At 58.4% G+C, this 22,847-nt stretch carries 19 protein-coding genes; 13 read left to right on the forward strand and 6 right to left on the reverse strand.

Annotated elements, in window-relative coordinates; all coding sequences use genetic code 11:
- Positions 1-116: 116 nt before the first annotated feature.
- Entirely contained in the window at positions 117-2,927 is a 2,811-nt protein-coding gene (locus tag ACVWVP_RS04465) for a dermonecrotic toxin domain-containing protein (protein WP_457404542.1), read from the reverse strand.
- Between the two features lie 186 nt (positions 2,928-3,113).
- Positions 3,114-3,827 (reverse strand): SIMPL domain-containing protein, encoded by a 714-nt coding sequence (locus tag ACVWVP_RS04470; RefSeq protein ID WP_178919089.1) that lies wholly within the window; start codon positions 3,825-3,827, stop codon positions 3,114-3,116.
- A 206-nt stretch (positions 3,828-4,033) separates the two neighbouring features.
- On the opposite strand from ACVWVP_RS04470, the gene ACVWVP_RS04475 reads away from it, so the two are divergent.
- Both ACVWVP_RS04475 and ACVWVP_RS04480 read left to right on the forward strand, forming a co-directional pair.
- Positions 4,034-5,296: an ATP-binding protein gene (locus tag ACVWVP_RS04475; protein WP_176995111.1), complete on the forward strand. Its 1,263-nt coding sequence runs from the start codon at positions 4,034-4,036 to the stop codon at positions 5,294-5,296.
- A complete protein-coding gene (locus ACVWVP_RS04480; RefSeq protein WP_003171731.1) occupies positions 5,289-5,849 on the forward strand; it encodes a response regulator transcription factor in 561 nt (186 codons plus the stop codon). Before ACVWVP_RS04475 ends, ACVWVP_RS04480 begins: the two co-directional genes overlap by 8 nt.
- 62 nt (positions 5,850-5,911) lie before the next feature.
- Here ACVWVP_RS04480 and ACVWVP_RS04485 read toward each other — a convergent pair whose 3' ends face one another.
- Positions 5,912-8,611, reverse strand: a complete 2,700-nt coding sequence (locus ACVWVP_RS04485; RefSeq protein ID WP_457404543.1) for a dermonecrotic toxin domain-containing protein — start codon at positions 8,609-8,611, stop codon at positions 5,912-5,914.
- Positions 8,612-8,875: 264 nt separating this feature from the next.
- Between ACVWVP_RS04485 and ACVWVP_RS04490 the strand changes: the two genes are divergently transcribed.
- Complete coding sequence (locus tag ACVWVP_RS04490) at positions 8,876-10,600, forward strand: ABC transporter ATP-binding protein/permease (RefSeq protein ID WP_457404544.1); 1,725 nt, start codon at positions 8,876-8,878, stop codon at positions 10,598-10,600.
- A gap of 197 nt (positions 10,601-10,797) precedes the next feature.
- On the opposite strand, the gene ACVWVP_RS04495 is transcribed toward ACVWVP_RS04490, so the two are convergent.
- Positions 10,798-11,235, reverse strand: a complete 438-nt coding sequence (locus tag ACVWVP_RS04495) for a YhcB family protein (protein ID WP_003171734.1) — start codon at positions 11,233-11,235, stop codon at positions 10,798-10,800.
- A 147-nt stretch (positions 11,236-11,382) separates the two neighbouring features.
- Here ACVWVP_RS04495 and ACVWVP_RS04500 point away from each other — a divergent pair, with 147 nt between their 5' ends.
- From ACVWVP_RS04500 to zapE, 3 genes are all read left to right on the forward strand, one after another.
- Positions 11,383-12,012, forward strand: a complete 630-nt coding sequence (locus tag ACVWVP_RS04500; RefSeq protein WP_176995109.1) for an alpha/beta hydrolase — start codon at positions 11,383-11,385, stop codon at positions 12,010-12,012.
- A 24-nt stretch (positions 12,013-12,036) separates the two neighbouring features.
- A complete protein-coding gene (locus tag ACVWVP_RS04505; RefSeq protein WP_457404545.1) occupies positions 12,037-13,392 on the forward strand; it encodes a tryptophan--tRNA ligase in 1,356 nt (451 codons plus the stop codon).
- A 79-nt stretch (positions 13,393-13,471) separates the two neighbouring features.
- Positions 13,472-14,566: a cell division protein ZapE gene (gene zapE / locus ACVWVP_RS04510; RefSeq protein ID WP_457404546.1), complete on the forward strand. Its 1,095-nt coding sequence runs from the start codon at positions 13,472-13,474 to the stop codon at positions 14,564-14,566.
- A 129-nt stretch (positions 14,567-14,695) separates the two neighbouring features.
- Here zapE and ACVWVP_RS04515 read toward each other — a convergent pair whose 3' ends face one another.
- Positions 14,696-15,616 (reverse strand): GlxA family transcriptional regulator, encoded by a 921-nt coding sequence (locus ACVWVP_RS04515; protein ID WP_259172028.1) that lies wholly within the window; start codon positions 15,614-15,616, stop codon positions 14,696-14,698.
- Positions 15,617-15,836: 220 nt separating this feature from the next.
- Here ACVWVP_RS04515 and ACVWVP_RS04520 point away from each other — a divergent pair, with 220 nt between their 5' ends.
- Positions 15,837-16,973 carry an acyl-CoA dehydrogenase family protein gene (locus tag ACVWVP_RS04520; RefSeq protein ID WP_176995106.1) on the forward strand — a complete coding sequence of 379 codons (1,137 nt, stop codon included), beginning with the start codon at positions 15,837-15,839 and terminating at the stop codon, positions 16,971-16,973.
- A 114-nt stretch (positions 16,974-17,087) separates the two neighbouring features.
- On the opposite strand, the gene ACVWVP_RS04525 is transcribed toward ACVWVP_RS04520, so the two are convergent.
- Positions 17,088-18,128, reverse strand: coding sequence for an NADP(H)-dependent aldo-keto reductase (locus ACVWVP_RS04525; protein WP_176995105.1), 1,041 nt, complete (start codon positions 18,126-18,128; stop codon positions 17,088-17,090).
- Between the two features lie 249 nt (positions 18,129-18,377).
- On the opposite strand from ACVWVP_RS04525, the gene rplM reads away from it, so the two are divergent.
- From rplM to ACVWVP_RS04555, 6 genes are all read left to right on the forward strand, one after another.
- Positions 18,378-18,806: a 50S ribosomal protein L13 gene (gene rplM / locus ACVWVP_RS04530; RefSeq protein WP_003188508.1), complete on the forward strand. Its 429-nt coding sequence runs from the start codon at positions 18,378-18,380 to the stop codon at positions 18,804-18,806.
- Positions 18,807-18,820: 14 nt separating this feature from the next.
- Complete coding sequence (gene rpsI / locus ACVWVP_RS04535) at positions 18,821-19,213, forward strand: 30S ribosomal protein S9 (RefSeq protein ID WP_016971570.1); 393 nt, start codon at positions 18,821-18,823, stop codon at positions 19,211-19,213.
- Positions 19,214-19,479: 266 nt separating this feature from the next.
- On the forward strand, positions 19,480-20,076 hold the full coding sequence (petA, locus tag ACVWVP_RS04540) for a ubiquinol-cytochrome c reductase iron-sulfur subunit (protein ID WP_122720920.1): 597 nt from the start codon (positions 19,480-19,482) through the stop codon (positions 20,074-20,076).
- Positions 20,076-21,287: a cytochrome b gene (locus tag ACVWVP_RS04545; RefSeq protein WP_178922669.1), complete on the forward strand. Its 1,212-nt coding sequence runs from the start codon at positions 20,076-20,078 to the stop codon at positions 21,285-21,287. Before petA ends, ACVWVP_RS04545 begins: the two co-directional genes overlap by 1 nt.
- Entirely contained in the window at positions 21,287-22,066 is a 780-nt protein-coding gene (locus ACVWVP_RS04550; RefSeq protein WP_176995103.1) for a cytochrome c1, read from the forward strand. Before ACVWVP_RS04545 ends, ACVWVP_RS04550 begins: the two co-directional genes overlap by 1 nt.
- 149 nt (positions 22,067-22,215) lie before the next feature.
- Positions 22,216-22,833: a glutathione S-transferase N-terminal domain-containing protein gene (locus tag ACVWVP_RS04555; RefSeq protein WP_016971566.1), complete on the forward strand. Its 618-nt coding sequence runs from the start codon at positions 22,216-22,218 to the stop codon at positions 22,831-22,833.
- Positions 22,834-22,847: the final 14 nt, after the last annotated feature.

Consider the following 22,847-nt stretch of genomic DNA (forward strand, 5'->3'; position numbering starts at 1 on the left):
GCAGGCTTATAAAAGCCGTCCAAACGAAAACGGCGGAACCGAGGTTACCGCCGTTCGCGTTTATCTGACAGGGGCCGATAGAGCTCTCTGATTTAGCCCTCATCGGTCATCAATAATTAAGAGGGGGTAACTGCAACTTCTATTTTGGTCGGTGCGTTCTTGTCGAGGACATAGGGGGTCTCCACATTGCCAGTGTGATGAATAGTGAATGTTCTGTTGATGGTTATTTTTACATTGCCCAACTTTCCTTCATTCGGGCGGCTGAGACGATATTCGCCAGCGGAAGTCACGCGCGTGACGTTGTTCGCTGGGTCATATTCGATGTGGTACTTCGAAACATCATTCGCGATGAAGGTGTCATTGATCAGTATTCCTTTTTTCAAGTCCCCATTACTCAGGCTGTAACCCAGAAAGTGTTTCATCGCGGGCTCCATCGATCCCTGGTGCGCAACCTCGGAAATGAGGGTGCGCAGTTCGGGGGCTGGAATGAGCTGTTCGAGTTGATTAATCTTGTCCGTTTTTATGTCAGGCTCACTCTTCGCCGCACTGGTCAGGGGGTGCTGCGTTTTTTTGCCGGAAACGTTTATTTCTACCGTGTAGCGATCACGATTGATGTCGTTGATGAAGTTGTGTGAGTAATCATTTGAACCATAGTCGGAGGGACCTGCCTTCTCAGCGGGTAGTACGGCATAATTTTTTTCCTCGAGGGTCCAGGAAACATACAGGCGTTTCTTGATGACGGCGTTTTCTTCATAGCCGACCGAGGACAGTACGTAGTCCGTGTTTTTGTCGAACTCGAAGTAATCGTCCAAGGGCGCTGTGCCCTCCATTTTTGATCCGTCACCTTCCACGAACAGGTCTGAAAGTTTTGGTGGTGACTTCAACTCGTCACTCGGGGTTGGCGACGGCGTTCGCTGCCATGGCCACTTGCGCGCGCCCCCCTGGCCAATCTCGCGGGCCCACTCACCGTCGGCGGTAGAGTGCACGGTCATCACCGGCTTGCGTGTCTCAGGGTCAATGATCTGTACATAGTCGTCGCGCAGTTTGAAGTCACTGCGAATTTCATACACCTTTGGTTGGCCGGTCGCGTGGTTGTAGCGAATAAGCCACCGGTCCGCGCCAGTACCGTTTTTGACCTGGTATATACCTTTTGAATTGCGGGTAGCACCTTCAATCAATTGCTCGCCATTGGGCACGGCGTTAGCACTGATGTCCGACGACTGCGACGGGAGGATGCGATCAACTACGGGCTCAACGCCAACCGGGCCCTTGGGGGGCGACTCAACAGGTTTTATCACGGGTGTCTCGGCGGCTTCATCCACGACTTTACCCGTCGCGACTCCTCCCGTTTCAAGCCCCTTGACCACTCTGCCCGCGCCCCCGGCCACAGCCGGCAGTGCATTCAATACGCCGAACACTACTTGGTCAGTACCACCCGGTTTGCCATGCTTGATATTGTCCGCGCCGATCCCGACTTCAGCCGCGCCGGAGGCCAGGTAAAACACCTCAAGGGCAGCCGCCACTTCGGGCATGACCAAGGCCAGTGGAGTCATCAGCACGGCAACCTTGGTCGCTGTTTCCAGTGCCTCCAGGATCGTTGTCTTAGTGACGTCACCGTCGGTGGTGATTTGGGTTTCTGCATCGGCATAGGAGCGTTCTTTTTGCCGCGTGGTCATGGCCTTGAACGGGTCTTCGTCGAGAGGCTCGGTCGTGATGAAGGTTTGCGGGTTGTACTGGTTCAGTCGCTCCAGCACACCGGCATCCGATGCATCCTTTTTCGGCCACCCGCTGAGGCCTACCAGGGTTTGGTTGACGCCCTCGGACAGTGTCCGGTCGGCTTGATCGCGCAGTGGAAAATGCATCGACAAGGCTTCGCGTTTCACAGGGTCGGCGGCTTGCTCGGCCAGCCAGTTCTTCATCTGCTCCTGGCTGTCGAAACGATGAATCGGCGACGAGTTGCCGGGGATGTGCAGCAGGGTGGTTTTGGTCTGCTTGTCGGTGATGTACATCAAATCCGTGGACTTGAAGCCATTGATCTTCAGCAGGCCGGTTTCTACGTTAGGGTCTTTTTGTGTGGCGGCGTCCAGGTCGTTGAGGGTCATGCCCGACCAGGTTTTGTCTGTTGGCAGGCCTGCTGCGCGCATGGCCAGGCTCACGTCGCTTTCGCTGAGGCTGTCGTTGTCGAATTGCGCCAGGGCGGCGCCGACGAAGGCGGCCTTGCTCAGTTGGGCGTACTTTTGCTCATGCGCTGACCAAAAACCGTTGAGGAACTCGGCGTAGGGTTTGCTCAGTTCGGTGTTCCACACGATGTCGCGAAAGGTGGCGGGCGTTTGCGCAAGTTGGGTGGTCGAGTTGTAGACCTGGCGACCACCGGGTTGGGGGCCGACAAATATGCCCTCATAGGTCTTGGGTTCGTTGAGCTTGTGGACGATGTTGTAGATGGCGATGGGCGCCGCGGCCAGGGGCGCGAGCCTATTGATCCATTTGTGCAAGGTCGACTGCGCTTTTTCGTCGGCCGTCTGGTGCTCATTGTGTTTGTTCTTGTGGCGCATGTTGTGCAATGCGGCGTCGGTCAGGCTGATTTGGTTCAAGACTTTCCCCCCAGGCGGTTTTCGCAGCTTGGGGTCGTAGTTGAAGGTGGTGATGAAGGTATTGTCCGGGTCAATGTCCTTGCCCCAGCGCTTTTTCAGTTCGGCCCGTATGATTTCTGATGTGCTTTGGCTGGCTGTCTTGAAACCCTCGGTAGCACGGCCGACATAGCGGTCTACGGCAGGGTTGTAAGGCAGCCCCGGGATCAACGGTTGGTGATGGTTGCGTCGTTTTGGGCTTTTTTTGCGTGGCAGTTCAGCAGCTGCTTGTGGCGGCTGGGTACGATTATTGACTTGGAGTGGTTGGAAAGCAGGGGTGTTGTGCGTAGTTGTTATCATCGGGTATCGATCTCTGGAGCAGTTATGCGTATCCCTCGCCGTTTAAGATTCCGATACTTGTGTGGGATATGTGTTTGCAGGCGTTCCCCTTCGTCTGTTACCCCTCATGTTTGCGGTTGGCGCGCTACTCCAAAAAAAACGGCGCGTACCTGAGGCCGCGCCGTTTTCGTTGATACCTAGAAACGTTTATTGCAGTACTTCAATCACACCATCGGCACTCATATTGACCTGGCTGGTGCCGGCTTCCACTTCAGGCGTGGGCGCCGAATCGGCCATGGCGGCTTTCATCATCATCCCGCCATTGCGCGCGTAGGGCATCGGGTAGCCGTTGGTGTTGAAGTTCAGGTTGACGATCTTGTAACCCTTGCCGCCTAGCGCGTCGGTTGCCAGTTGCGCGCGGGCCTTGAAGGCGGCGACGGCGTCTTTGAGCAGCGCATCTTCGCTGGCCTTGCGCGTGGCGTCGGCGATGGCGAAGTCCATGTTTTCCATTTTCAGGGTGTTCAGCAATTCGCCGGTGAGCTTGGACAGCGCCGGGAAGTCCGCGCTTTCCAGGCGCAGTTCGGCGCGCTCACGCCAGCCGGTGATCTTCTGGTTCTTGTTGTCGTAGATCGGGTAGCTGTTGCGGCTGCCCTGGCGCAGGGTCACGCCTTTGACTTCGCGGGCTTCGCCAAGAGCCTTGTTCAGGGTGTTGGTGATTTCAGCGGCGAGCTTGGCCGGGTCGCTGTTCTGGGATTCGGTGTAGAGGGTCACGATCATCTTGTCGCGGGCAACCTCCTGGCTGACCTCGGCGCGCAGGGAAATCTGGTTGTAGTTCAGGCCTTCGGCGGCCAGGGCGGGGAGGCTGGCAAGGGTGGCGACGCCGAGGGTGATAACGGCTGCACTGCGAGTGAAACGAGACATGGAAGCTCCTTGGGGGTGTGCGTGTTCGGTATGACTGTAGACGGTGACATCGGGTTCTTCGGGTTTACACATTACCTACAAGTTGTGGCGGTGCCGACGAACGGTCATTTGCCCGGCCTGCGTCAAAGAGCCACACAGGCCGTGGCAGGGGGCCTGCTTCGTTTATACTCCTGCCGATCCGCCTGCAGCGCTCACCGGGAGAGCTCATGCTCGCCGCCGTAAAACTGACTTCCGCCACCCGCCAGAACCTCTGGCGCCTGACGTTCATCCGCACCCTGGTGCTGGCCGCACAGGCCGGTTCCGTCGGGCTTGCCTATTGGTTCGACCTGTTGCCGCTGCCATGGCTGCAACTGGGCGTGACCCTGGGTTTCTCCATCGTGCTTTGTGTGTTTACCGCGATCCGGTTGCGCACCACCTGGCCGGTCACCGAGCTGGAGTACGCCCTGCAGTTGGCCTGCGACCTGTTTATCCACAGTGTGTTGCTATATTTCTCCGGTGGCTCCACCAACCCGTTCGTCTCCTATTACCTGGTGCCCCTGACCATCGCCGCCGTGACGTTGCCGTGGCGCTATTCGGTGGTGCTGTCGGGCATTGCCCTGACGCTGTACACCCTGTTGCTGGCACGCTTCTACCCACTGCAAACTTTCCCCATCGCCCGGGAAAACCTGCAGATCTACGGGATGTGGCTGAGCTTTGCCCTATCTGCCGCGGTCATCACCTTCTTTGCCGCGCGCATGGCTGAAGAGCTGCGCCGCCAGGAAGAATTGCGCGCCATCCGCCGCGAAGAGGGCCTGCGCGACCAGCAACTGTTGGCCGTCGCCACTCAGGCTGCCGGCGCTGCTCATGAACTGGGCACACCGCTGGCGACCATGAGCGTGTTGCTCAACGAAATGACCCAGGACCATCACGACCCTGTGTTGCAAGAGGACCTCGGCGTGCTGCGCGAACAGGTCAAGCAGTGCAAGCAGACCTTGCAGCAACTGGTGCGCGCCGCCGAAGCCAATCGCCGCCTGGCGGTGGAGATGCAGGACGTGACCCAGTGGCTCGACGAGGCCCTGAACCGCTGGCACCTGATGCGCCCCGAAGCCAGCTATCGTTTTCATCTATTAGGGCAGGGCACTGTGCCGCGCATGGCACCGCCGCCCGACCTGACCCAGGCATTGCTCAACCTGCTGAACAATGCAGCCGACGCTTGCCCCGAAGGGTTGGGTGTACAACTGGATTGGGACGCGGAAAACGTCACCATCAGTATTCGTGACCACGGCGCGGGCGTGCCGCTGGCCATTGCCGAGCAGATCGGCAAACCCTTCTTTACCACCAAGGGCAAAGGCTTCGGCCTGGGCCTGTTCTTGAGCAAGGCCAGCGTGACCCGCGCGGGCGGCTCAGTGAAGCTCTATAGTCATGAGGAAGGCGGCACGCTCACCGAGCTGCGCCTGCCCCGTGTCGCACGAGGAGATATCGATGAGTGACGAGATCCAAGTCGAAGGCGAAGAACTGCCGCACCTGCTGCTGGTAGATGACGACGCCACCTTTACCCGGGTGATGGCGCGCGCCATGAGCCGTCGCGGTTTTCGCGTAAGCACCGCAGGTTCTGCCGAAGAAGGCCTGACCATCGCCCAGGCCGACCTGCCGGACTACGCCGCGCTCGACCTGAAGATGGACGGCGACTCAGGCCTGGTACTACTGCCCAAATTGCTGGAACTCGACCCGGAAATGCGCGTGGTGATCCTCACCGGTTATTCCAGCATTGCCACGGCCGTCGAGGCGATCAAGCGTGGCGCCTGCAACTACCTGTGCAAGCCGGCCGACGCCGATGACGTGCTCGCTGCCTTGCTCTCCGAGCACGCCGACCTCGACACCCTGGTGCCGGAAAACCCGATGTCGGTGGACCGCCTGCAGTGGGAACACATCCAGCGCGTGCTGACCGAGCACGAAGGCAATATCTCCGCCACCGCCCGGGCCCTTGGTATGCATCGCCGCACTTTGCAGCGCAAACTGCAAAAGCGTCCGGTACGCCGCTGAACGGTATCGGCTAGTGCCTTTTGCGCGACCACAGCCGATACCGTCCCATGGGTGTCGGCTGCTTAGTACGGGCGCGCAACACTGCCGTCGAACAGGTTGTAGCGTTGATCTGGCATTTTTGCCGGGGACTCCAAGTACACGTATAAAACCCCGTCTTGTGTTTTTGTCGCTTTGACCTCCAATGAGGCTTCCGGCTCGACGGCCACATGGTCAAATAAGAAGCTGCTGGACAGGTTCTTTTTCGGAACTGATTCGTCGAACACATAGACCACGGGCTTGTTATTCGAAGCGCCTGAAGCGTTTTTCGCCCAGGCTCCCCAACTCTTTGCATTGAAGGCTTGGGTGGAGGCTGATTGAACAGCTGCGTCTCTGAACACTTTCCCCACTCCGTTTTTCAATGCGGCTTCGCCATCGGCAGTGACATAGGCGTAGCGATAGGCTTTACCGGTGTAATCCGCTTGGCTGTCGAAATCCGCCAGGAACGCTTGCAGTTGTTCAGAGTATTGACGCTCATCCGGCTGACGGCGCAGTTCACTGTTTATTTCGTCCGATCCCGCTTCGGTATATTCATTCAGGCTTTCAGAGAGCTCCGCTTTGGACGCCCGGATCAGGTTGGATAAATCATCCTGTATTTGCGTGGTCTCGGCCTCGCTGAATGAACTACTGTCCCGGTTAATGTTTGCAATCGCCTCGTTAAGCTGTGCTTTTGCAGAGGGCTGGCTGCGCTGCCATGGAAACTTCATTCCTCCGGCGCCTTCAAACCGTACCCACTCGCCGGCGGTATTCAAATGCACCGTCATGACGGATTGCCTGGAAGCAGGGTCAATAATCTCTACATAGCCATCGCTAAGTTTGAACGTCGATTTGATTTCATAGATGTGTACGATCGCAGAATGATCGGTATGTTTGATCAGCCAGCGGTCCATTCCGTCAGCACCGGGAACCTGATAAATGTGATTGGCGTTGCGTGGTATACCGTCGATAAGCCTTTCGCCATCTGTAACGGCATAGGCGCTGATATTGCCCGACGCTTGCGGGCGTAAGCGGTTGAACGTTTCCCAGGGTGTGTGCTCTTCAGCTAGCGGCATAAGGCTGTCGGGAGTGGGTTCGGCAACGTTGTCCGCAAACGCTATTTCGACGGTCTCTGCGCCTTTGCCCAGCCTGGATGCTCCGCCTGCGATCCCGGGGGCCGCATTGAGTAAGCCAAACACGATCCGGTCTGTCCCGGCCGATTTACCGTGGGCCAGGTCATCAATGCCAATACCTGTTTCCATGAGACCTGCGCCGGCGTAAAGGACGTCCAGTGCCAAGCCAATCTCCGGCATCAGAAATGCCAGGGGGGTCAGCATCAGGGCCGTGGCGGTTGCCGCCTCCGTAACCCTTAATAAGGTTGCCTTGTTGACGTCGGAGTCGGTGGTAATGTCGTGATTGGCGTCAGCGTAGGAGCGCTCTTTCTGGTTTAGGGTAATGGTGTTGAAGGGGCAGCCCTCGATGGGCTCCAGCGTGATATAGCGTTGGGGGTCCCAACCATTGGGTGATGTGAAACCCAGGGGGTCTGGTTTATGGGCCTCGGTCCAGCCACCGAGGCCTTTCAGGGATTGGTCCACACCGTCGGAAAAATACTTGTCGTCCTGATCGGATTTTTTGAAGTGAGCGCGCAAGGCCGCGCGCTTTTTCGGGTCAGCCGCTTGATCCGCGACCCAGGTTTTCATCTCTTCGGGGCTGTCAAACCGGTGGATGGGGGAGGCGTTACCGGGAATATGCAGCAGGGTGGCCTTTATGTCTTTGCCATTGGCGTCCTGCCGGACTGTTTTGTCGATGACATACATCAAGTCGGTGGACTTATCACCGTTGACAGACAGCAGGCCGATCTCAAGTTTTGGATCCTTGGCATAGGTGGCCTCCAGGTTTTTCATACTGGTTTCCAGCCAGGGCTTGCCCGGTGCAAGCCCGGCAGCCCGCATTGCCAGGTGTGCATCCTGTTCACTCAGGCTGCCTTCCTGCGCCTGTGTATGGGCGGCTTGGGCAAACGCGATCTTGCTCAATTGCTGGTAGGTGGTTTCATGGGACCGCCAGAAACTGTCCAGATACTTTTTATACGGGGCGGCGAGTTCCGTATTCCAAACGAGATCACGGAACGCTTGGGGGGCAAACGGGAGTTTTGAGGATAGATCCGGTGATGGTGTTTTTTGGTTCGCAATACTCCCCACGACGTATTCAAACATGTTGTCAGGATTGGGCAGGCTGGGGGGCGAGGGGGCTCTAAATAAATTAAGGAGGCCGCCAACGACCGAGAATTTGCCAATGATATCCAGCACTTTTTTGTTGGTTTTTTGGGCAGATGAGAGCGTGTTGTCGTCGGTGTTGAGGGTGCGCATGTTGGTAAGCGCTGCATCAGTAAGACTGATGCTGTTGAGCATCTTGCCGTCACGTGGTTTGCCTTTGGAAAGGTCGTAGTTAGTGGTGACGATATAGGTTGTGTCAGGGTTGATCGTCATGCCGAATTTTTTGTGCAGGGCACGTGCGATCAATTTTGAAACTTCCTGCGCAGGCGTCAACAGGCTGCTCACATTGTTCTTTATATAGCGCTGCACGTCCTCGCTGCTGTGCGGCAATTGCGTGTGATAAACGTCAGTAGGGCGCCCCGGTGAACTCGGCTTTTTCTCCCGTACGTCGGTTATCGGCTGCGGCGTTCTCGTGGTTGCGTAGTGCGAGGCGGTTGGGAAAAAGGAAACGAAGGGGACGCTCTGGGATCTCGGCATGCTTTCATATTCTCTGAAGTGCCGTCCTGGCTAGGTGCATATTGAATGCTGAGCCGGTAAGTTGGTGAAATTGGCGCTTAAGTTCCTGGCCTTGTATGTGCAGTCTTTTCCTGCGCGGTCCGACCGAGTAGGGAGGGCAAACATTAAATAAAATTCATGAACTGAACGTTGACTGAACGATATGTTTCAGACCGCGTGGCCTATCGGGCTGATCCACTATGATCGAACCGGTGTCATTCATTTTTTTTCGACCGAGCCTGAACAATGAACCATAACGCTGAGTATTCCGCGGTCAACGACGCGGTGCGTGGGCAATTCTTCCGCCGAACCTGGGCGATGATCACACCGTATTGGCGCAGCGAAGAGAAGGGCAAGGCCTGGTTGTTGCTGGCGGCGGTGATTGGCCTGTCGCTGTTCAGCGTGGCGATCTCCGTGTGGATCAACCACTGGTACAAGGATTTCTACAACGCTCTGGAGAAAAAGGACACCGATGCCTTCTGGCAACTGATCGGCTATTTCGGCGGGATCGCCGCCGTGGCGATTCTGGGCGCGGTGTATCGCTTGTACCTGACCCAGATGCTGACCATCCGCTGGCGTGCCTGGCTCACCGAGAAACACTTCGCGCGGTGGCTCGCCGACAAGAACTACTACCAGCTGGAGCAGGGCGGCTACACCGATAACCCGGACCAGCGGATTTCCGAAGACCTCAATAACTTCACTTCCAGCACCTTGAGCCTGGGCCTCGGGTTGCTGCGTAACGTGGTCAGCCTGGTGTCGTTCTCCATCATCCTGTGGGGCGTGTCGGGCAGCATCGAAGTGTTTGGCATCACCATCCCCGGCTACATGTTCTGGTGCGCGCTGTTGTATGCCGCCGTCGGCAGTTGGCTGACGCACTTGATCGGCCGTCGCTTGATCGGCTTGAGCAACCAACAACAACGTTTCGAAGCGGACCTGCGTTTCTCCATGGTGCGCGTGCGTGAGAACGCCGAAAGTATTGCGCTGTACAACGGCGAGCCGAATGAAAACCAGCGCCTGAGCGCACGTTTCGGCAAGGTCTGGCACAACTTCTGGGACATCATGAAAGTGTCCAAGCGCCTGACGTTCTTCACCGCCGGCTACAGCCAGATCGCAATCATCTTCCCGTTCATCGTCGCCGCGCCGCGCTACTTCACCGGCAAGATCGAGCTGGGCGAGCTGATGCAAATCAACTCGGCCTTCGGCAATGTACAAGAGAACTTCAGTTGGTTTATCAGCGCGTATTCGGAGTTGGCGTCGTGGCGCGCCACCAGTGATCGTTTGCTGAGTTTCCATCAGGCCATGAGCGAGAACGAGCAGCGCGCGCCGGCCATCGACGTGCGCCCGGAAGGCGAGCGCCTGGTGGTGCAAGACCTGGGCATGGACCTGGCCGACGGCCGCCATTTGCTCACCCATGCCGATATGACGGTGGAGCCGGGCCAGCGCGTGATGCTCAGTGGTCGTTCCGGCAGTGGCAAAAGTACGTTGCTGCGGGCGATGGGGCATTTATGGCCCGCAGGCCACGGCAGCATTCGCCTGCCGGCGGCGCGCTACCTGTTCCTGCCGCAAAAGCCCTACCTGCCGATTGGCACGCTGAAGGCGGTGTTGAGTTATCCACAGGAGGACACCCTCTACCCGGCCGAACGTTATGCACAGGTGCTGGAGACCTGTCGCCTGCCGCATCTGGTGGCGCGCCTGGACGAAGCCAATCACTGGCAGCGCATGCTCTCGCCGGGTGAGCAGCAGCGCCTGGCGTTTGCCCGCGCGTTGTTGTTCGCACCGCAATGGCTGTACATGGACGAAGCCACCTCGGCCATGGATGAAGAGGACGAGGCGACGTTGTACCAGGCGTTGATCGATGAGTTGCCGGGGCTGAGCATCGTCAGCGTCGGCCATCGCAGCAGCCTAAAGCGCTTTCATGGGCGGCATGTGCGGATCGAGAGCGGGTTGTTGCGGGAGCAACCCGTGGCTTAAGGCCGCATGCGGTCAAAACTGTGGGAGCGGGCTTGCTCGCGAATGCGTTGTGTCAGTTGTAGTTGCTGTGACTGACACAACGCATTCGCGAGCAAGCCCGCTCCCACGTTGGGTTTCCAGTGTTCTTGAGAATGAGCAGGTAACAAAAAGCCCGGCTGATCATCGATCAGCCGGGCTTATTTGTGCGTGAAGAGAAGTTACTTCTTCAAGCCGTAATGCTCATCCAGCATGCCTGGGGCGTTCGGCGTTTTTGGCGCGTAGTCCCGTGGCGGCTCCTGGTTTTCCCGGGGTGGGGTCAGGCGCTCCCGTGGGGTTTGCGGTGCATCGGAATGCAACGCGGCCAGCAGGCGCTGACGGGTGATGTCGTCGAGGGCCAGGCGGTTGGCACCATCGGCGAGGTGATCCTGTACTTCCTGGTAGCTCTGGGTGAGTTTCTTGACCAGGGTCGCGGTGCTGTTGAAGTGGGTAACAACCTCGTTCTGATAACTGTCAAAACGTTCCTGGATGTCATCCAGCTGACGCTGCGTGCGGTTAGGCGCGGCATTGGGCAGCAAGCGAGCAACCAGGAAACCAATGGCGACACCGGCAACCAGGGCAAGAGTCGGCAACAACCAAACTAAGAGCGAGTGTTCCACGAGTCCTTCCTCTATAAACGGCTTTGCTTTACGTTAACGGCTCGGACCTGCGCTGTATACCGCGATTAAGCTCGCAATGATGCCATGCACAGACTTTTAGCTAGACGAGTCGACCCTTTGAGAGGTCACGGAGTTCATTCCTTGCTCATGCGTGAAACCCCCGTTTTGATCGATGGCCCGGTGGGCCAATTGGAAGCCCTGTACCTGGATCACCCCGAGCCACGTGGCCTGGCGCTGATCTGCCACCCCAATCCGGTGCAGGGTGGGACCATGCTCAATAAAGTCGTTTCGACCCTGCAACGCACCGCCCGCGATGCCGGTTTGATTACATTGCGTTTCAATTACCGTGGCGTCGGCGCCAGTGCCGGCACTCACGACATGAGCACCGGTGAAGTGGATGACGCCGAAGCGGCCGCCACCTGGCTGCGGGAAAAACACCCGGATTTGCCGATCACCTTGCTCGGTTTCTCCTTCGGCGGCTATGTGGCGGCCAGCCTCGGCGGACGCCTGGAAGCCAAGGGCGAACAACTCGCGCACCTGTTCATGGTGGCCGCGGCGGTGATGCGCCTGCGTGATACCGACGTGCTGCCACAGGGCTGCCCGCTGACCCTGATCCAGCCGGAAACCGACGAAGTGGTCGACCCGCAGACCGTCTACGACTGGTCCGCCGCCCTGAAACGCCCCCATGAGCTGCTGAAAGTGGCAGAATGCGGGCACTTTTTTCACGGCAAGCTCACCGATCTGAAGGATCTGGTGCTGCCGCGCCTCTCGAATTGATAGCAGTCTGATAAGCGATTACCCATGACGACTCGTACCCGTATCCTCACCGGCATCACCACCACCGGCACGCCGCACCTGGGCAACTACGCTGGCGCGATCCGCCCGGCGATCCTTGCCAGCCAGGATGCCAATGCCGACTCCTTCTACTTCCTGGCGGACTACCACGCCCTGATCAAGTGCGATGACCCGCAGCGCATCCAGCGCTCGCGTATGGAAATCGCTGCGACCTGGTTGGCCGGTGGCCTGGATGTGAACCGGGTGACGTTCTATCGCCAGTCGGACATCCCGGAAATCCCCGAGCTGACCTGGCTGCTCACCTGCGTGGCCGCCAAGGGCCTGCTCAACCGCGCCCATGCGTACAAAGCCTCGGTGGACAAGAACGTGGAAGCCGGCGAAGACCCGGATGCGGGCATCAGCATGGGCCTGTACAGCTACCCGGTGTTGATGGCGGCGGACATCCTGATGTTCAACGCGCACAAGGTGCCGGTCGGTCGCGACCAGATCCAGCACGTGGAAATGGCCCGCGACATCGGCCAGCGCTTCAACCACCTGTTCGGCAACGGTAAAGAATTCTTCACCATGCCCGAGGCGCTGATCGAAGAAAGCGTCGCCACCTTGCCGGGCCTGGATGGCCGCAAGATGTCCAAGAGCTACGACAACACCATCCCGTTGTTCACCAGCGCCAAGGACATGAAAGACGCCATCTCGCGCATCGTCACCGACTCCCGCGCGCCGGGCGAAGCCAAAGACCCGGACAACTCGCACCTGTTCACCTTGTACCAGGCGTTTGCCAGCAAGGCTCAGGAAGAAGAGTTCCGCGCTGAATTGCTGCAAGGTCTGGGCTGGGGCGAGGCGAAGAACCGCCTGTTCCAACTGCTCGACGGCCAGCTGGGTGAAGCCCGCGAGCGTTACCATCAATTGATGTCGCGCCCGTCCGACATGGAAGACCTGCTGCTGATCGGTGCCAAGAAAGCCCGTGCCGTGGCGGCGCCGTTCCTGGCTGAGTTGCGTGAAGCGGTGGGCTTGCGCTCGTTCGTCAATCAAGCGGCAGCGCCGGTGGCGGCCAAGAAGAAAGCTGCGAAAGCGGCGCGCTTCGTGAGCTTCCGTGAAGCTGACGGCAGCTTCCGCTTCCGTCTGCTGGCCGCCGATGGCGAACAACTGCTGCTGTCGCGCAACTTTGCCGACGGTAAAGCCGCTGGCGCGGTGACCAAGCAGCTGCAAAGTGGCGACGCCCTGGACGTACGCAACGAAGCCCAGGGCTTCAGCGTATGGCTGGACGGCGCTGCGGTGGCCGACAGTGCCGAGTTCGCCGACGAAGCGTCGCGCGATGCGGCCATCGACGCCTTGCGCGTTGCGTTGACCCCTATCGAGGATTAACCCGACCAAGGGTTGATTGCCATTATCCAGGGCCGTCGTTACAGTGACGGCCCGTTTTTGTTGCCTTGCTAACGAAATTATGACGCCCCTAGAACGATATCAAGCTGATCTGAAACGCCCTGAATTCTTCCATGACGCGGCCCAGGAAAATGCGGTGCGCCATTTGCAGCGCCTGTACGACGACCTGCTCGCCGCCTCGCAAAGCAAGCCAGGGATGTTCAGCAAGCTGTTTGGCAAGAAAGACCACACGCCGGTCAAAGGCTTGTACTTCTGGGGCGGCGTCGGCCGGGGCAAGACTTACCTGGTAGACACCTTCTTCGAAGCGCTGCCGTTCAAGGAAAAGGTCCGGACGCACTTCCACCGCTTCATGAAGCGCGTGCACGAAGAAATGAAGACCCTGCCGGGTGAGAAGAACCCGCTGACCATCATCGCCAAGCGTTTCTCCGAAGAAGCACGGGTGATCTGCTTCGATGAATTCTTCGTCTCCGACATCACCGATGCCATGATCCTCGGCACCCTGATGGAAGAGCTGTTCAAGAACGGCGTGACCCTGGTTGCCACCTCGAACATCGTGCCCGACGGTTTGTACAAGGACGGCCTGCAACGTGCGCGCTTCCTGCCCGCCATTGCGCTGATCAAGCAGAACACCGAGATCGTCAACGTCGACAGCGGCGTCGACTACCGCCTGCGCCATCTGGAGCAAGCGGAGCTGTTCCATTTCCCGCTGAACGAAGCGGCCCACGAGAGCCTGAAAAAAAGCTTCCGTGCGCTGACACCGGAATGCACCCAGGCGGTGGAAAACGACAAGCTGATGATCGAGAACCGCGAAATCATCGCCTTGCGCACCTGTGATGACGTGGCCTGGTTCGACTTCCGCGCCCTCTGCGACGGCCCGCGCAGCCAGAACGACTACATCGAGCTGGGCAAGATCTTCCACGCGGTGATCCTGAGTGGCGTGGAGCAGATGAGCGTCACCACCGACGACATTGCACGCCGTTTCATCAACATGGTCGACGAGTTCTACGACCGCAACGTGAAGCTGATCATTTCGGCGGAAGTTGAGCTCAAGGACCTGTACACCGGTGGTCGCTTGAACTTCGAGTTCCAACGTACGCTGAGCCGCTTGCTGGAAATGCAGTCCCACGAGTTCCTGTCGCGCGGTCACAAGCCCTAAGAACGCTGTAGATCAAATGTGGGAGCGGGCTTGCTCGCGAATACGGAGTGTCAGGCACTGGAAATGGTGACTGATCCAACGCATTCGCGAGCAAGCCCGCTCCCACATTGTTTACTGCGTCAACCTTTCTTATGCGGCCTGCTGGAACTGTTGCCGATACTGGTTCGGTGACAGTTCCGTGTGCTGCCTGAACAACCGCGCAAAGAAACTCGCATCGTCGTAACCCACCTCATAACTGATGGTCTTGATGCTCTTGCGGCTGCCCGAGAGTAGGCCCTTGGCCGTCTCGATGCGCAGGCGTTGCAGGTAGTGCAATGGCTTGTCACCGGTGGCGGTCTGGAAGCGGCGCATGAAGTTGCGGATGCTCATGCCGTGTTCCCGGGCCACGTCTTCGAAGCGGAACTTGTCGGCAAAGTGCTCTTCGAGCCAGTGCTGGATCTGCAGGATGATCACGTCCTGGTGCAGCTTCTGCCCGCCAAACCCGATGCGTCCTGGTGAGTAGCTGCGTTGCACTTCGTAAAGGATGTCGCGGGCCACGGCCTGGGCGATGTTGGCGCCGCAGAAGCGTTCGATCAGGTAGATATAAAGGTCGCACGCCGACGTGGTGCCGCCGGCGCAATACAGGTTGTCGGCGTCGGTGAGGTGCTTGTCCTGATTGAGCTGGACTCGGGGGAAACGCTCGCTGAAGGCGTTGAAAAAACGCCAGTAGGTGGTCGCTTCCTTGCCATCGAGCAGGCCGGCCTCAGCCAGCCAGAACACCCCGGTGGCTTCGCCGCAGAGTACGGCGCCACGGGCGTGTTGTTCACGCAGCCACGGCAGCACTTGAGGGTAGCGTGCGCACAGCGCGTCGAAATCATCCCAGAAGGCCGGCAATACGATGATGTCGGCGTTTTCCAGGCCGCCGTCCACCGGCATGATCACGTTGCTGAAGCTGCGTACCGATTGCCCGTCGGGGCTGACCAGGCGCGTTTCGAATGCGGGGGTAAGGCCCAGGCCTTGTTGCTTGCCGTAACGCAGGCTGGCGAGGTGGAAGAAATCCTTGGCTTGCATGAGGGTGGAAGCGAATACCCGATCAATGGCCAAAATGCTGACGCGCCGCAGGGGCGTGGAGATTTGGTTAGACATAATTTCATTTATTCTTATAGGGGAAAGTGGTCACCAGACGGCTGGATCGTCTTATTTTTTGTCGCATGTGTCCAGTGTCCCGTGATGCTTTCGCGGCATAGTCTCTGTGGGCTCGTCCTTGTCCGACAATCCACGCAGGTGACCCATGATTCCCAGAACCTTGTACAGCCCGGAGCACGAACTCTTCCGCGACAGCGTGCGCACTTTCCTCGAAAAAGACGCCGCGCCGTTCCATGGGCAATGGGAAAAACAGGGCTATATCGACCGTGGCCTGTGGAGCAAGGCGGGGGAGGCGGGGATGTTGTGTTCCCATCTGCCGGAAGAATACGGCGGCTTGGGCGCGGACTTTTTGTACAGCGCCGTGGTGATCGAAGAGATCAGCCGACTGGGCCTGACCGGCATCGGTTTCTCCCTGCATTCGGACATCGTGGCACCGTACATCCTGCATTACGGCAGTGAGGCGCTGAAGCACAAATACCTGCCCAAGTTGATCTCCGGCGAGATGGTCACCGCGATTGCCATGACCGAGCCAGGCGCCGGGTCCGACCTGCAAGGGGTCAAGACCACCGCGGTGCTGGACGGTGATGAGTATGTGATCAACGGCTCCAAGACCTTCATTACCAATGGCTACCTGGCCGAATTGGTGATCGTCGTCGCCAAGACCGACCCCAAGGCCGGTGCCAAGGGCACCAGCCTGTTCCTGGTGGAGGCCGACACGCCAGGCTTCGACAAGGGCAAGCGCCTGGAAAAGGTGGGCATGAAAGCCCAGGACACCTCAGAGCTGTTCTTCCAGGACGTGCGAGTGCCCAAGGAAAACCTGCTGGGCCAGGCCGGCATGGGCTTCGCGTACTTGATGCAGGAGTTGCCCCAGGAACGGCTGACCGTGGCGATTGGTGCCGTGTCTTCAGCCGAGGCGGCCCTGGCATGGACGCTGGAGTACACCCGCGAGCGCAAGGCGTTTGGCAAGGCGATTGCCGATTTTCAGAACACCCGGTTCAAGCTGGCGGAGATGGCCACCGAGATTCAGATCGGGCGTGTGTTTGTGGACAAGTGCATCGCGTTGCACCTGGAGGGCAAGCTGGATGTGCCCACGGCGGCGATGGCCAAATACTGGGCCACGGATTTGCAATGCAAGGTGCTCGATGAGTGCGTGCAGTTGCACGGTGGTTACGGCTTCATGTGGGAATACCCGATTGCGCGGGCGTGGGCGGATGCGCGGGTGCAGCGGATTTATGCGGGGACCAATGAGATCATGAAAGAGATTATTGCGCGGGCGCTTTGATTTTTTTGGTGTTGCTGAGGGCCTCATCGCAGGCAAGCCAGCTCCCACATTTTGAACTGTGAATACATTCAAATGTGGGAGCTGGCTTGCCTGCGATGGCGGCTTAAAGATCAATCAAGGCGCAGGGTTCGGATGATCCTTCTGAATCGCCTCAATCCCCTCCAACACCTCTTTCGACAATTTCAGGTCGGCACTGGCAATGTTGCTGTCCAGTTGCTCAAGCGACGTGGCGCCAATGATGTTGCTGGTCACAAAAGGTTGCTGCGTCACAAACGCCAACGCCATCTGCGCCGGGTCCAGCCCATGTTCCCGCGCCAGTGCCACATAACGGCTGCAGGCCGCTTCCGACTGCGGGTTGAAGTAGCGGCTGAAGCGGCTGTATTCGGTCAGGCGTGCCTTGGCCGGGCGTGCGCCGTTCTCGTACTTGCCGCTGAGCATGCCGAACGCCAGGGGCGAGTAGGCCAGCAGGCCGCACTGTTCACGAATGGCGACTTCCGCCAGGCCCACTTCAAAGCTGCGGTTGAGCAGGTTGTAGGGGTTCTGGATCGACACGGCGCGGGTCCAGCCACGAGCTTCGGCCAGGGCCAGGAATTTCATGGTGCCCCACGGGGTTTCGTTGGACAGGCCGATGTGGCGGATCTTGCCGGCCTTGACCTGCTCGTCCAGCACCTCAAGGGTTTCTTCCAGTGGGGTGAGGTTGTCTTCGTCCTTGTGCTTGTAGCTCAGTTGGCCGAAGAAGTTGGTGCTGCGCTCCGGCCAGTGCAGCTGATAGAGGTCGATCCAGTCGGTCTGCAGGCGCTTGAGGCTGGCATCCAGGGCTTCGACGATGTGCTTGCGGTTATGGCGCAGGTGGCCGTCGCGGATGTAGTCGATGGTGTTGCCGGGGCCGGCAATCTTGCTGGCCAGGACCCAGTCGGCACGGTCGCCGCGGCTTTTGAAGTAGTTACCGATGTAGCGTTCGGTGGTGGCATAGGTGTCGGCCTTGGGCGGCACCGGGTACATTTCGGCGGTGTCGAGGAAGTTGATCCCCGCGGCCTTGGCCCGCTCGATCTGTGCGAAGGCCTCTGCCTCGCTGTTCTGCTCGCCCCAGGTCATGGTGCCCAAGGCTATCGCGCTCACGTTCAGATCCGTACGGCCCAGCTGTCGATAATCCATCGGGTACTCCTTCGGGGAAAACAATCATAAAAGCAGGTTGAATTTTTTTTGGCAATCTGCATAATTGCCCACCTCTTTCTGCAGTGGAAGTGATGCGCCGCCTGCCGAAGAATCTTGCCGTTGAACGGACGCGCCGACCCGAGCCCCCGATAGCGTCTGTATCCGGCTGCCTTTGACCTTGTCAAAGTACGCACTATTCAGTAAGATCCGCCGTCTAAATTTACAGGCGGCCCCTGAGGCTATTAAAGAATGACAACTTTTACTGCAAAACCGGAAACAGTTCAGCGCGACTGGTTTGTCGTCGACGCCGCTGGTCAGACCCTGGGTCGTCTGGCCACTGAAGTCGCCAGCCGTCTGCGTGGCAAGCACAAGCCTGAGTACACCCCGCACGTTGATACCGGTGACTACATCGTCATCATCAACGCTGAGCAGGTTCGTGTAACCGGCAACAAAGCAAGCGACAAAATGTACTACCGTCACTCCGGTTTCCCAGGCGGTATCAAGTCTTCCAACTTCGAAGGCCTGATTGCCAAGAAGCCTGAAGCCCCGATCGAAATCGCGGTCAAAGGCATGCTGCCTAAGGGCCCACTGGGTCGCGATATGTTTCGCAAGCTGAAAGTCTATGCGGGCGCTGTACACCCTCATGCTGCTCAGCAGCCCCAAGAACTGAAGTTTTAACGGAATAGTTCATTATGTCGGCGACTCAAAATTACGGCACTGGCCGTCGCAAAACCGCAACCGCACGCGTTTTCCTGCGTCCGGGCACTGGTAACATCTCGATCAACAACCGCTCCCTGGACAACTTCTTCGGCCGCGAAACTGCCCGCATGGTAGTTCGTCAGCCGCTGGAACTGACCGAGACCGTTGAAAAGTTCGACATCTACGTCACCGTTATCGGTGGCGGTGTAAGTGGTCAAGCTGGCGCAATCCGCCACGGTATCACTCGCGCACTGATGAGCTACGACGAAACCCTGCGTAGCGCTCTGCGCAAAGCTGGCTTCGTGACTCGCGATGCCCGTGAAGTTGAACGTAAGAAAGTCGGTCTGCGTAAAGCGCGTAAGCGTCCGCAGTACTCGAAGCGTTAATTCGCTTTACGTTCCACAAAAACGCCCAGCCTCCTCACGGAGCTGGGCGTTTTTTATTGCCTGCGATTTATGCACAAATTTGCGCGTGACAACTTGCCACATCCGTAGACCCCCTATACTACAAGGCCTGAGGGCGGAGCCCCGGGCAATTCCCTTGTCATACGTGGGGCTTTTCATTACCATCCGACAAAATTTTTATAAGCAAAGATTCAATACTTAGTAGACGCCTGATTTAACAGGCCAAAAAGCTGATGGGAGAGGACTGAATGAGCAATGACGGCGTGAATGCAGGCCGGCGTCGCTTCTTGGTAGCAGCCACATCCGTGGTGGGTGCTGCAGGAGCGGTGGGGGCTGCGGTCCCGTTCGTGGGGTCATGGTTTCCCAGTGCCAAGGCGAAAGCCGCGGGTGCACCGGTGAAGGTGAATATCAGCAAAATCGAGCCAGGCCAGCAGATGATTGCTGAATGGCGCGGCCAGCCGGTCTTCATTGTTCGTCGTACCGAGGAAATCCTGGGAAATCTCAAGAAAATCGAGGGTCAGCTCTCTGATCCCGACTCGAAGAATTCCGACCAACCCGCCTACGTCGATAAGGAAATCCGTTCGATCAAGCCAGAGATCCTGCTGCTGATCGGTATCTGCACCCACTTGGGCTGCTCGCCTACCTTCCGCCCGGAAGTTGCTCCTGCCGACCTTGGCAAGGACTGGGTCGGTGGCTACTTCTGCCCCTGCCACGGTTCCCACTACGACCTGGCCGGTCGCGTCTACAAGTCACAACCCGCACCTTTGAACCTGCCCGTTCCGCCGCACCAATACGAGACGGACAGCATCGTTATCATTGGCGTCGACCAGGGGGAGAAGGCCTGATGAGCAAGTTCATGGATTGGGTGGATGCGCGCTTCCCTGCGACCAAAATGTGGGAAGACCATCTCAGCAAGTACTACGCGCCTAAAAACTTCAACTTCTTCTACTTCTTCGGCTCCCTGGCCCTGCTGGTGCTGGTCAACCAGATCGTCACCGGCGTCTGGCTGACCATGAGCTACACGCCATCGGCGGAAGAAGCGTTTGCGTCCGTCGAATACATCATGCGTGACGTCGAGTACGGCTCGATCCTGCGCCTGTTGCACTCCACCGGCGCCTCGGCGTTCTTCATCGTTGTCTACCTGCACATGTTCCGTGGCCTGCTCTACGGTTCGTACCAGAAGCCCCGCGAGCTGGTGTGGGTCTTCGGCATGCTGATCTACCTGGCGCTGATGGCCGAAGCCTTCATGGGTTACCTGCTGCCGTGGGGCCAGATGTCGTACTGGGGTGCCCAGGTGATCATCTCGCTGTTCGGTGCGATCCCCGTGATTGGCAACGACCTGACCCAATGGATCCGCGGTGACTACCTGATCTCCGGCATTACCCTGAACCGCTTCTTCGCGTTGCACGTTGTGGCCCTGCCGATCGTGATCCTGGGTCTGGTGGTGCTGCACATCCTTGCGCTGCACGAAGTGGGTTCCAACAACCCCGATGGCGTGGACATCAAGAAGCACAAAGACGAAAACGGCGTACCGCTGGACGGCATTCCGTTCCACCCGTACTACACCGTGAAAGACATTGTCGGCGTGGTGGTGTTCCTGTTCATCTTCTGCTCGATCGTGTTCTTTTTCCCGGAGATGGGCGGTTATTTCCTGGAGAAACCCAACTTCGAACAGGCCAACGCCTTCAAGACACCTGAGCACATTGCCCCGGTCTGGTACTTCACGCCGTTCTACGCCATCTTGCGGGCGATCCCCGACAAGCTCATGGGCGTGATGGCGATGGGCGCCTCGATCGCGCTGCTGTTCGTGTTGCCATGGCTCGACCGCAGCCCGGTCAAATCCATGCGCTACAAAGGCTGGCTGAGCAAGATCTGGCTGTGGGTGTTCTGCATCGCGTTCGTGATCCTGGGTATCTTGGGCGTATTGGCGCCCACCCCTGAGCGTACGTTGCTGTCGCAGGTCTGCACCTTCCTGTACTTCGCCTACTTCATTCTGATGCCGTTCTACACCCGGCTAGAGAAGACCAAACCGGTTCCGGAAAGGGTGACTGGCTGATGAAAAAATTATTCGTTGCATTGATGCTTGCGGCCCTGCCGCTACTGTCCTTCGCTGCCGAGCACGGTGGCCCGGAGCTGGAAAAAGTCGACATCGACGTGTCTGACAAAGCGGCCATGCAAGACGGCGCACGGACGTTCGCCAACTATTGCATGGGCTGCCACAGCGCCAAGTTCCAGCGTTATGAGCGTGTGGCCGACGACCTGGGGATCCCCCACGACGTGATGCTGCAAAAACTGGTGTTCACCGGTGCCAAGATCGGCGACCACATGAGCATCGGCATGCAGCCGGCTGACGCCAAGGTCTGGTTCGGCGCTGCGCCGCCCGACCTGACCCTGGTCGCCCGTGTACGTGGCACCGACTGGCTCTACGGCTACCTGAAGTCCTTCTACGACGACCCGGCACGCCCGCTGGGTGCCAACAACCGCGTGTTCCCGAACGTCGGCATGCCGAACGTTCTGGTCGGCCTGCAAGGCAAGCAAGTGGTAGGATGCAAGCAGATCCAGGTCGTTGAAGACGGCAAGAAGCAATACGATCCACTGACCGGCACGCCGTTGACCCATGAAGCGTGCGATCAGCTGAAGATTGAGACCCCCGGTGCCCAGACCGAGGCGCAGTTCGACGAGACGGTCAAGAACCTCGTGACCTTCCTGGCGTACTCTGCCAACCCGGTCAAACTGCAGCACCAGCGCATCGGCACTTATGTGCTGCTGTACCTGGCCTTCTTCTTCGTATTCGCCTATCTGCTCAAACGCGAATACTGGAAGGATGTGCATTGATCCAACCGTAAGCAATTGCTGTTAATCTTGCGCGCCCAGCGGCATCTCTGAACACGTAGCGCTCTGGTTGTACCAGGCGATACAGAGATGCTCTCTGGGCGCGCTCGTTTTTGAGCTTTCGATAATTTCAACAAGCGAGGAGGACCGCCATGGGCGTGACCAATCGGTTGGCCTGTTACTCCGACCCCGCCGACCACTATTCCCACCGAGTGCGTATCGTGCTCGCGGAGAAGGGTGTCAGCGCCGAGATCATCAGTGTGGAGGCGGGCCGTCAGCCGCCAAAACTGATCGAAGTGAACCCTTACGGCAGCTTGCCCACCCTGGTCGATCGTGACCTGGCGTTGTGGGAGTCGACCGTGGTGATGGAATACCTGGATGAGCGTTACCCGCATCCGCCTTTGCTGCCGGTGTACCCGGTGGCGCGTGCCAACAGCCGCCTGCTGATCCATCGGATCCAGCGTGACTGGTGCGGGCTGGTGGATGTGATTCTGGATTCGCGTACAAAAGAAGCGGTCCGCGTGCAGGCGCGTAAGGAATTGCGCGAAAGTCTGACCGGCGTTTCGCCGTTGTTCGCCGATAAACCTTTTTTCCTCAGCGAGGAACAAAGTTTGGTGGATTGCTGCCTATTACCGATACTCTGGCGTTTGCCGATTCTCGGTATTGAACTGCCGCGGCCTGCCAAGCCGCTGCTTGATTACATGGAGCGCCAGTTTGCGCGTGAGGCTTTCCAGGCGAGTCTGTCTGGCGTCGAACGCGATATGCGCTAAGGCTTAAGGAGCCG

Source organism: Pseudomonas sp. TE24901 (genome assembly GCF_054058375.1).

Excerpts from the sequence above, each read along its gene's own strand:
- ACVWVP_RS04465 (WP_457404542.1), bottom strand. The coding sequence starts at position 2,927 with ATGATAACAACTACGCACAACACCCCTGCTTTCCAACCACTCCAAGTC.
- ACVWVP_RS04470 (WP_178919089.1), bottom strand. The coding sequence starts at position 3,827 with ATGTCTCGTTTCACTCGCAGTGCAGCCGTTATCACCCTCGGCGTCGCC.
- ACVWVP_RS04475 (WP_176995111.1), top strand. The coding sequence starts at position 4,034 with ATGCTCGCCGCCGTAAAACTGACTTCCGCCACCCGCCAGAACCTCTGG.
- ACVWVP_RS04480 (WP_003171731.1), top strand. The coding sequence starts at position 5,289 with ATGAGTGACGAGATCCAAGTCGAAGGCGAAGAACTGCCGCACCTGCTG.
- ACVWVP_RS04485 (WP_457404543.1), bottom strand. The coding sequence starts at position 8,611 with ATGCCGAGATCCCAGAGCGTCCCCTTCGTTTCCTTTTTCCCAACCGCC.
- ACVWVP_RS04490 (WP_457404544.1), top strand. The coding sequence starts at position 8,876 with ATGAACCATAACGCTGAGTATTCCGCGGTCAACGACGCGGTGCGTGGG.
- ACVWVP_RS04500 (WP_176995109.1), top strand. The coding sequence starts at position 11,383 with ATGCGTGAAACCCCCGTTTTGATCGATGGCCCGGTGGGCCAATTGGAA.
- ACVWVP_RS04505 (WP_457404545.1), top strand. The coding sequence starts at position 12,037 with ATGACGACTCGTACCCGTATCCTCACCGGCATCACCACCACCGGCACG.
- zapE (WP_457404546.1), top strand. The coding sequence starts at position 13,472 with ATGACGCCCCTAGAACGATATCAAGCTGATCTGAAACGCCCTGAATTC.
- ACVWVP_RS04515 (WP_259172028.1), bottom strand. The coding sequence starts at position 15,616 with ATGCAAGCCAAGGATTTCTTCCACCTCGCCAGCCTGCGTTACGGCAAG.
- ACVWVP_RS04520 (WP_176995106.1), top strand. The coding sequence starts at position 15,837 with ATGATTCCCAGAACCTTGTACAGCCCGGAGCACGAACTCTTCCGCGAC.
- ACVWVP_RS04525 (WP_176995105.1), bottom strand. The coding sequence starts at position 18,128 with ATGGATTATCGACAGCTGGGCCGTACGGATCTGAACGTGAGCGCGATA.
- rplM (WP_003188508.1), top strand. The coding sequence starts at position 18,378 with ATGACAACTTTTACTGCAAAACCGGAAACAGTTCAGCGCGACTGGTTT.
- rpsI (WP_016971570.1), top strand. The coding sequence starts at position 18,821 with ATGTCGGCGACTCAAAATTACGGCACTGGCCGTCGCAAAACCGCAACC.
- petA (WP_122720920.1), top strand. The coding sequence starts at position 19,480 with ATGAGCAATGACGGCGTGAATGCAGGCCGGCGTCGCTTCTTGGTAGCA.
- ACVWVP_RS04545 (WP_178922669.1), top strand. The coding sequence starts at position 20,076 with ATGAGCAAGTTCATGGATTGGGTGGATGCGCGCTTCCCTGCGACCAAA.
- ACVWVP_RS04550 (WP_176995103.1), top strand. The coding sequence starts at position 21,287 with ATGAAAAAATTATTCGTTGCATTGATGCTTGCGGCCCTGCCGCTACTG.
- ACVWVP_RS04555 (WP_016971566.1), top strand. The coding sequence starts at position 22,216 with ATGGGCGTGACCAATCGGTTGGCCTGTTACTCCGACCCCGCCGACCAC.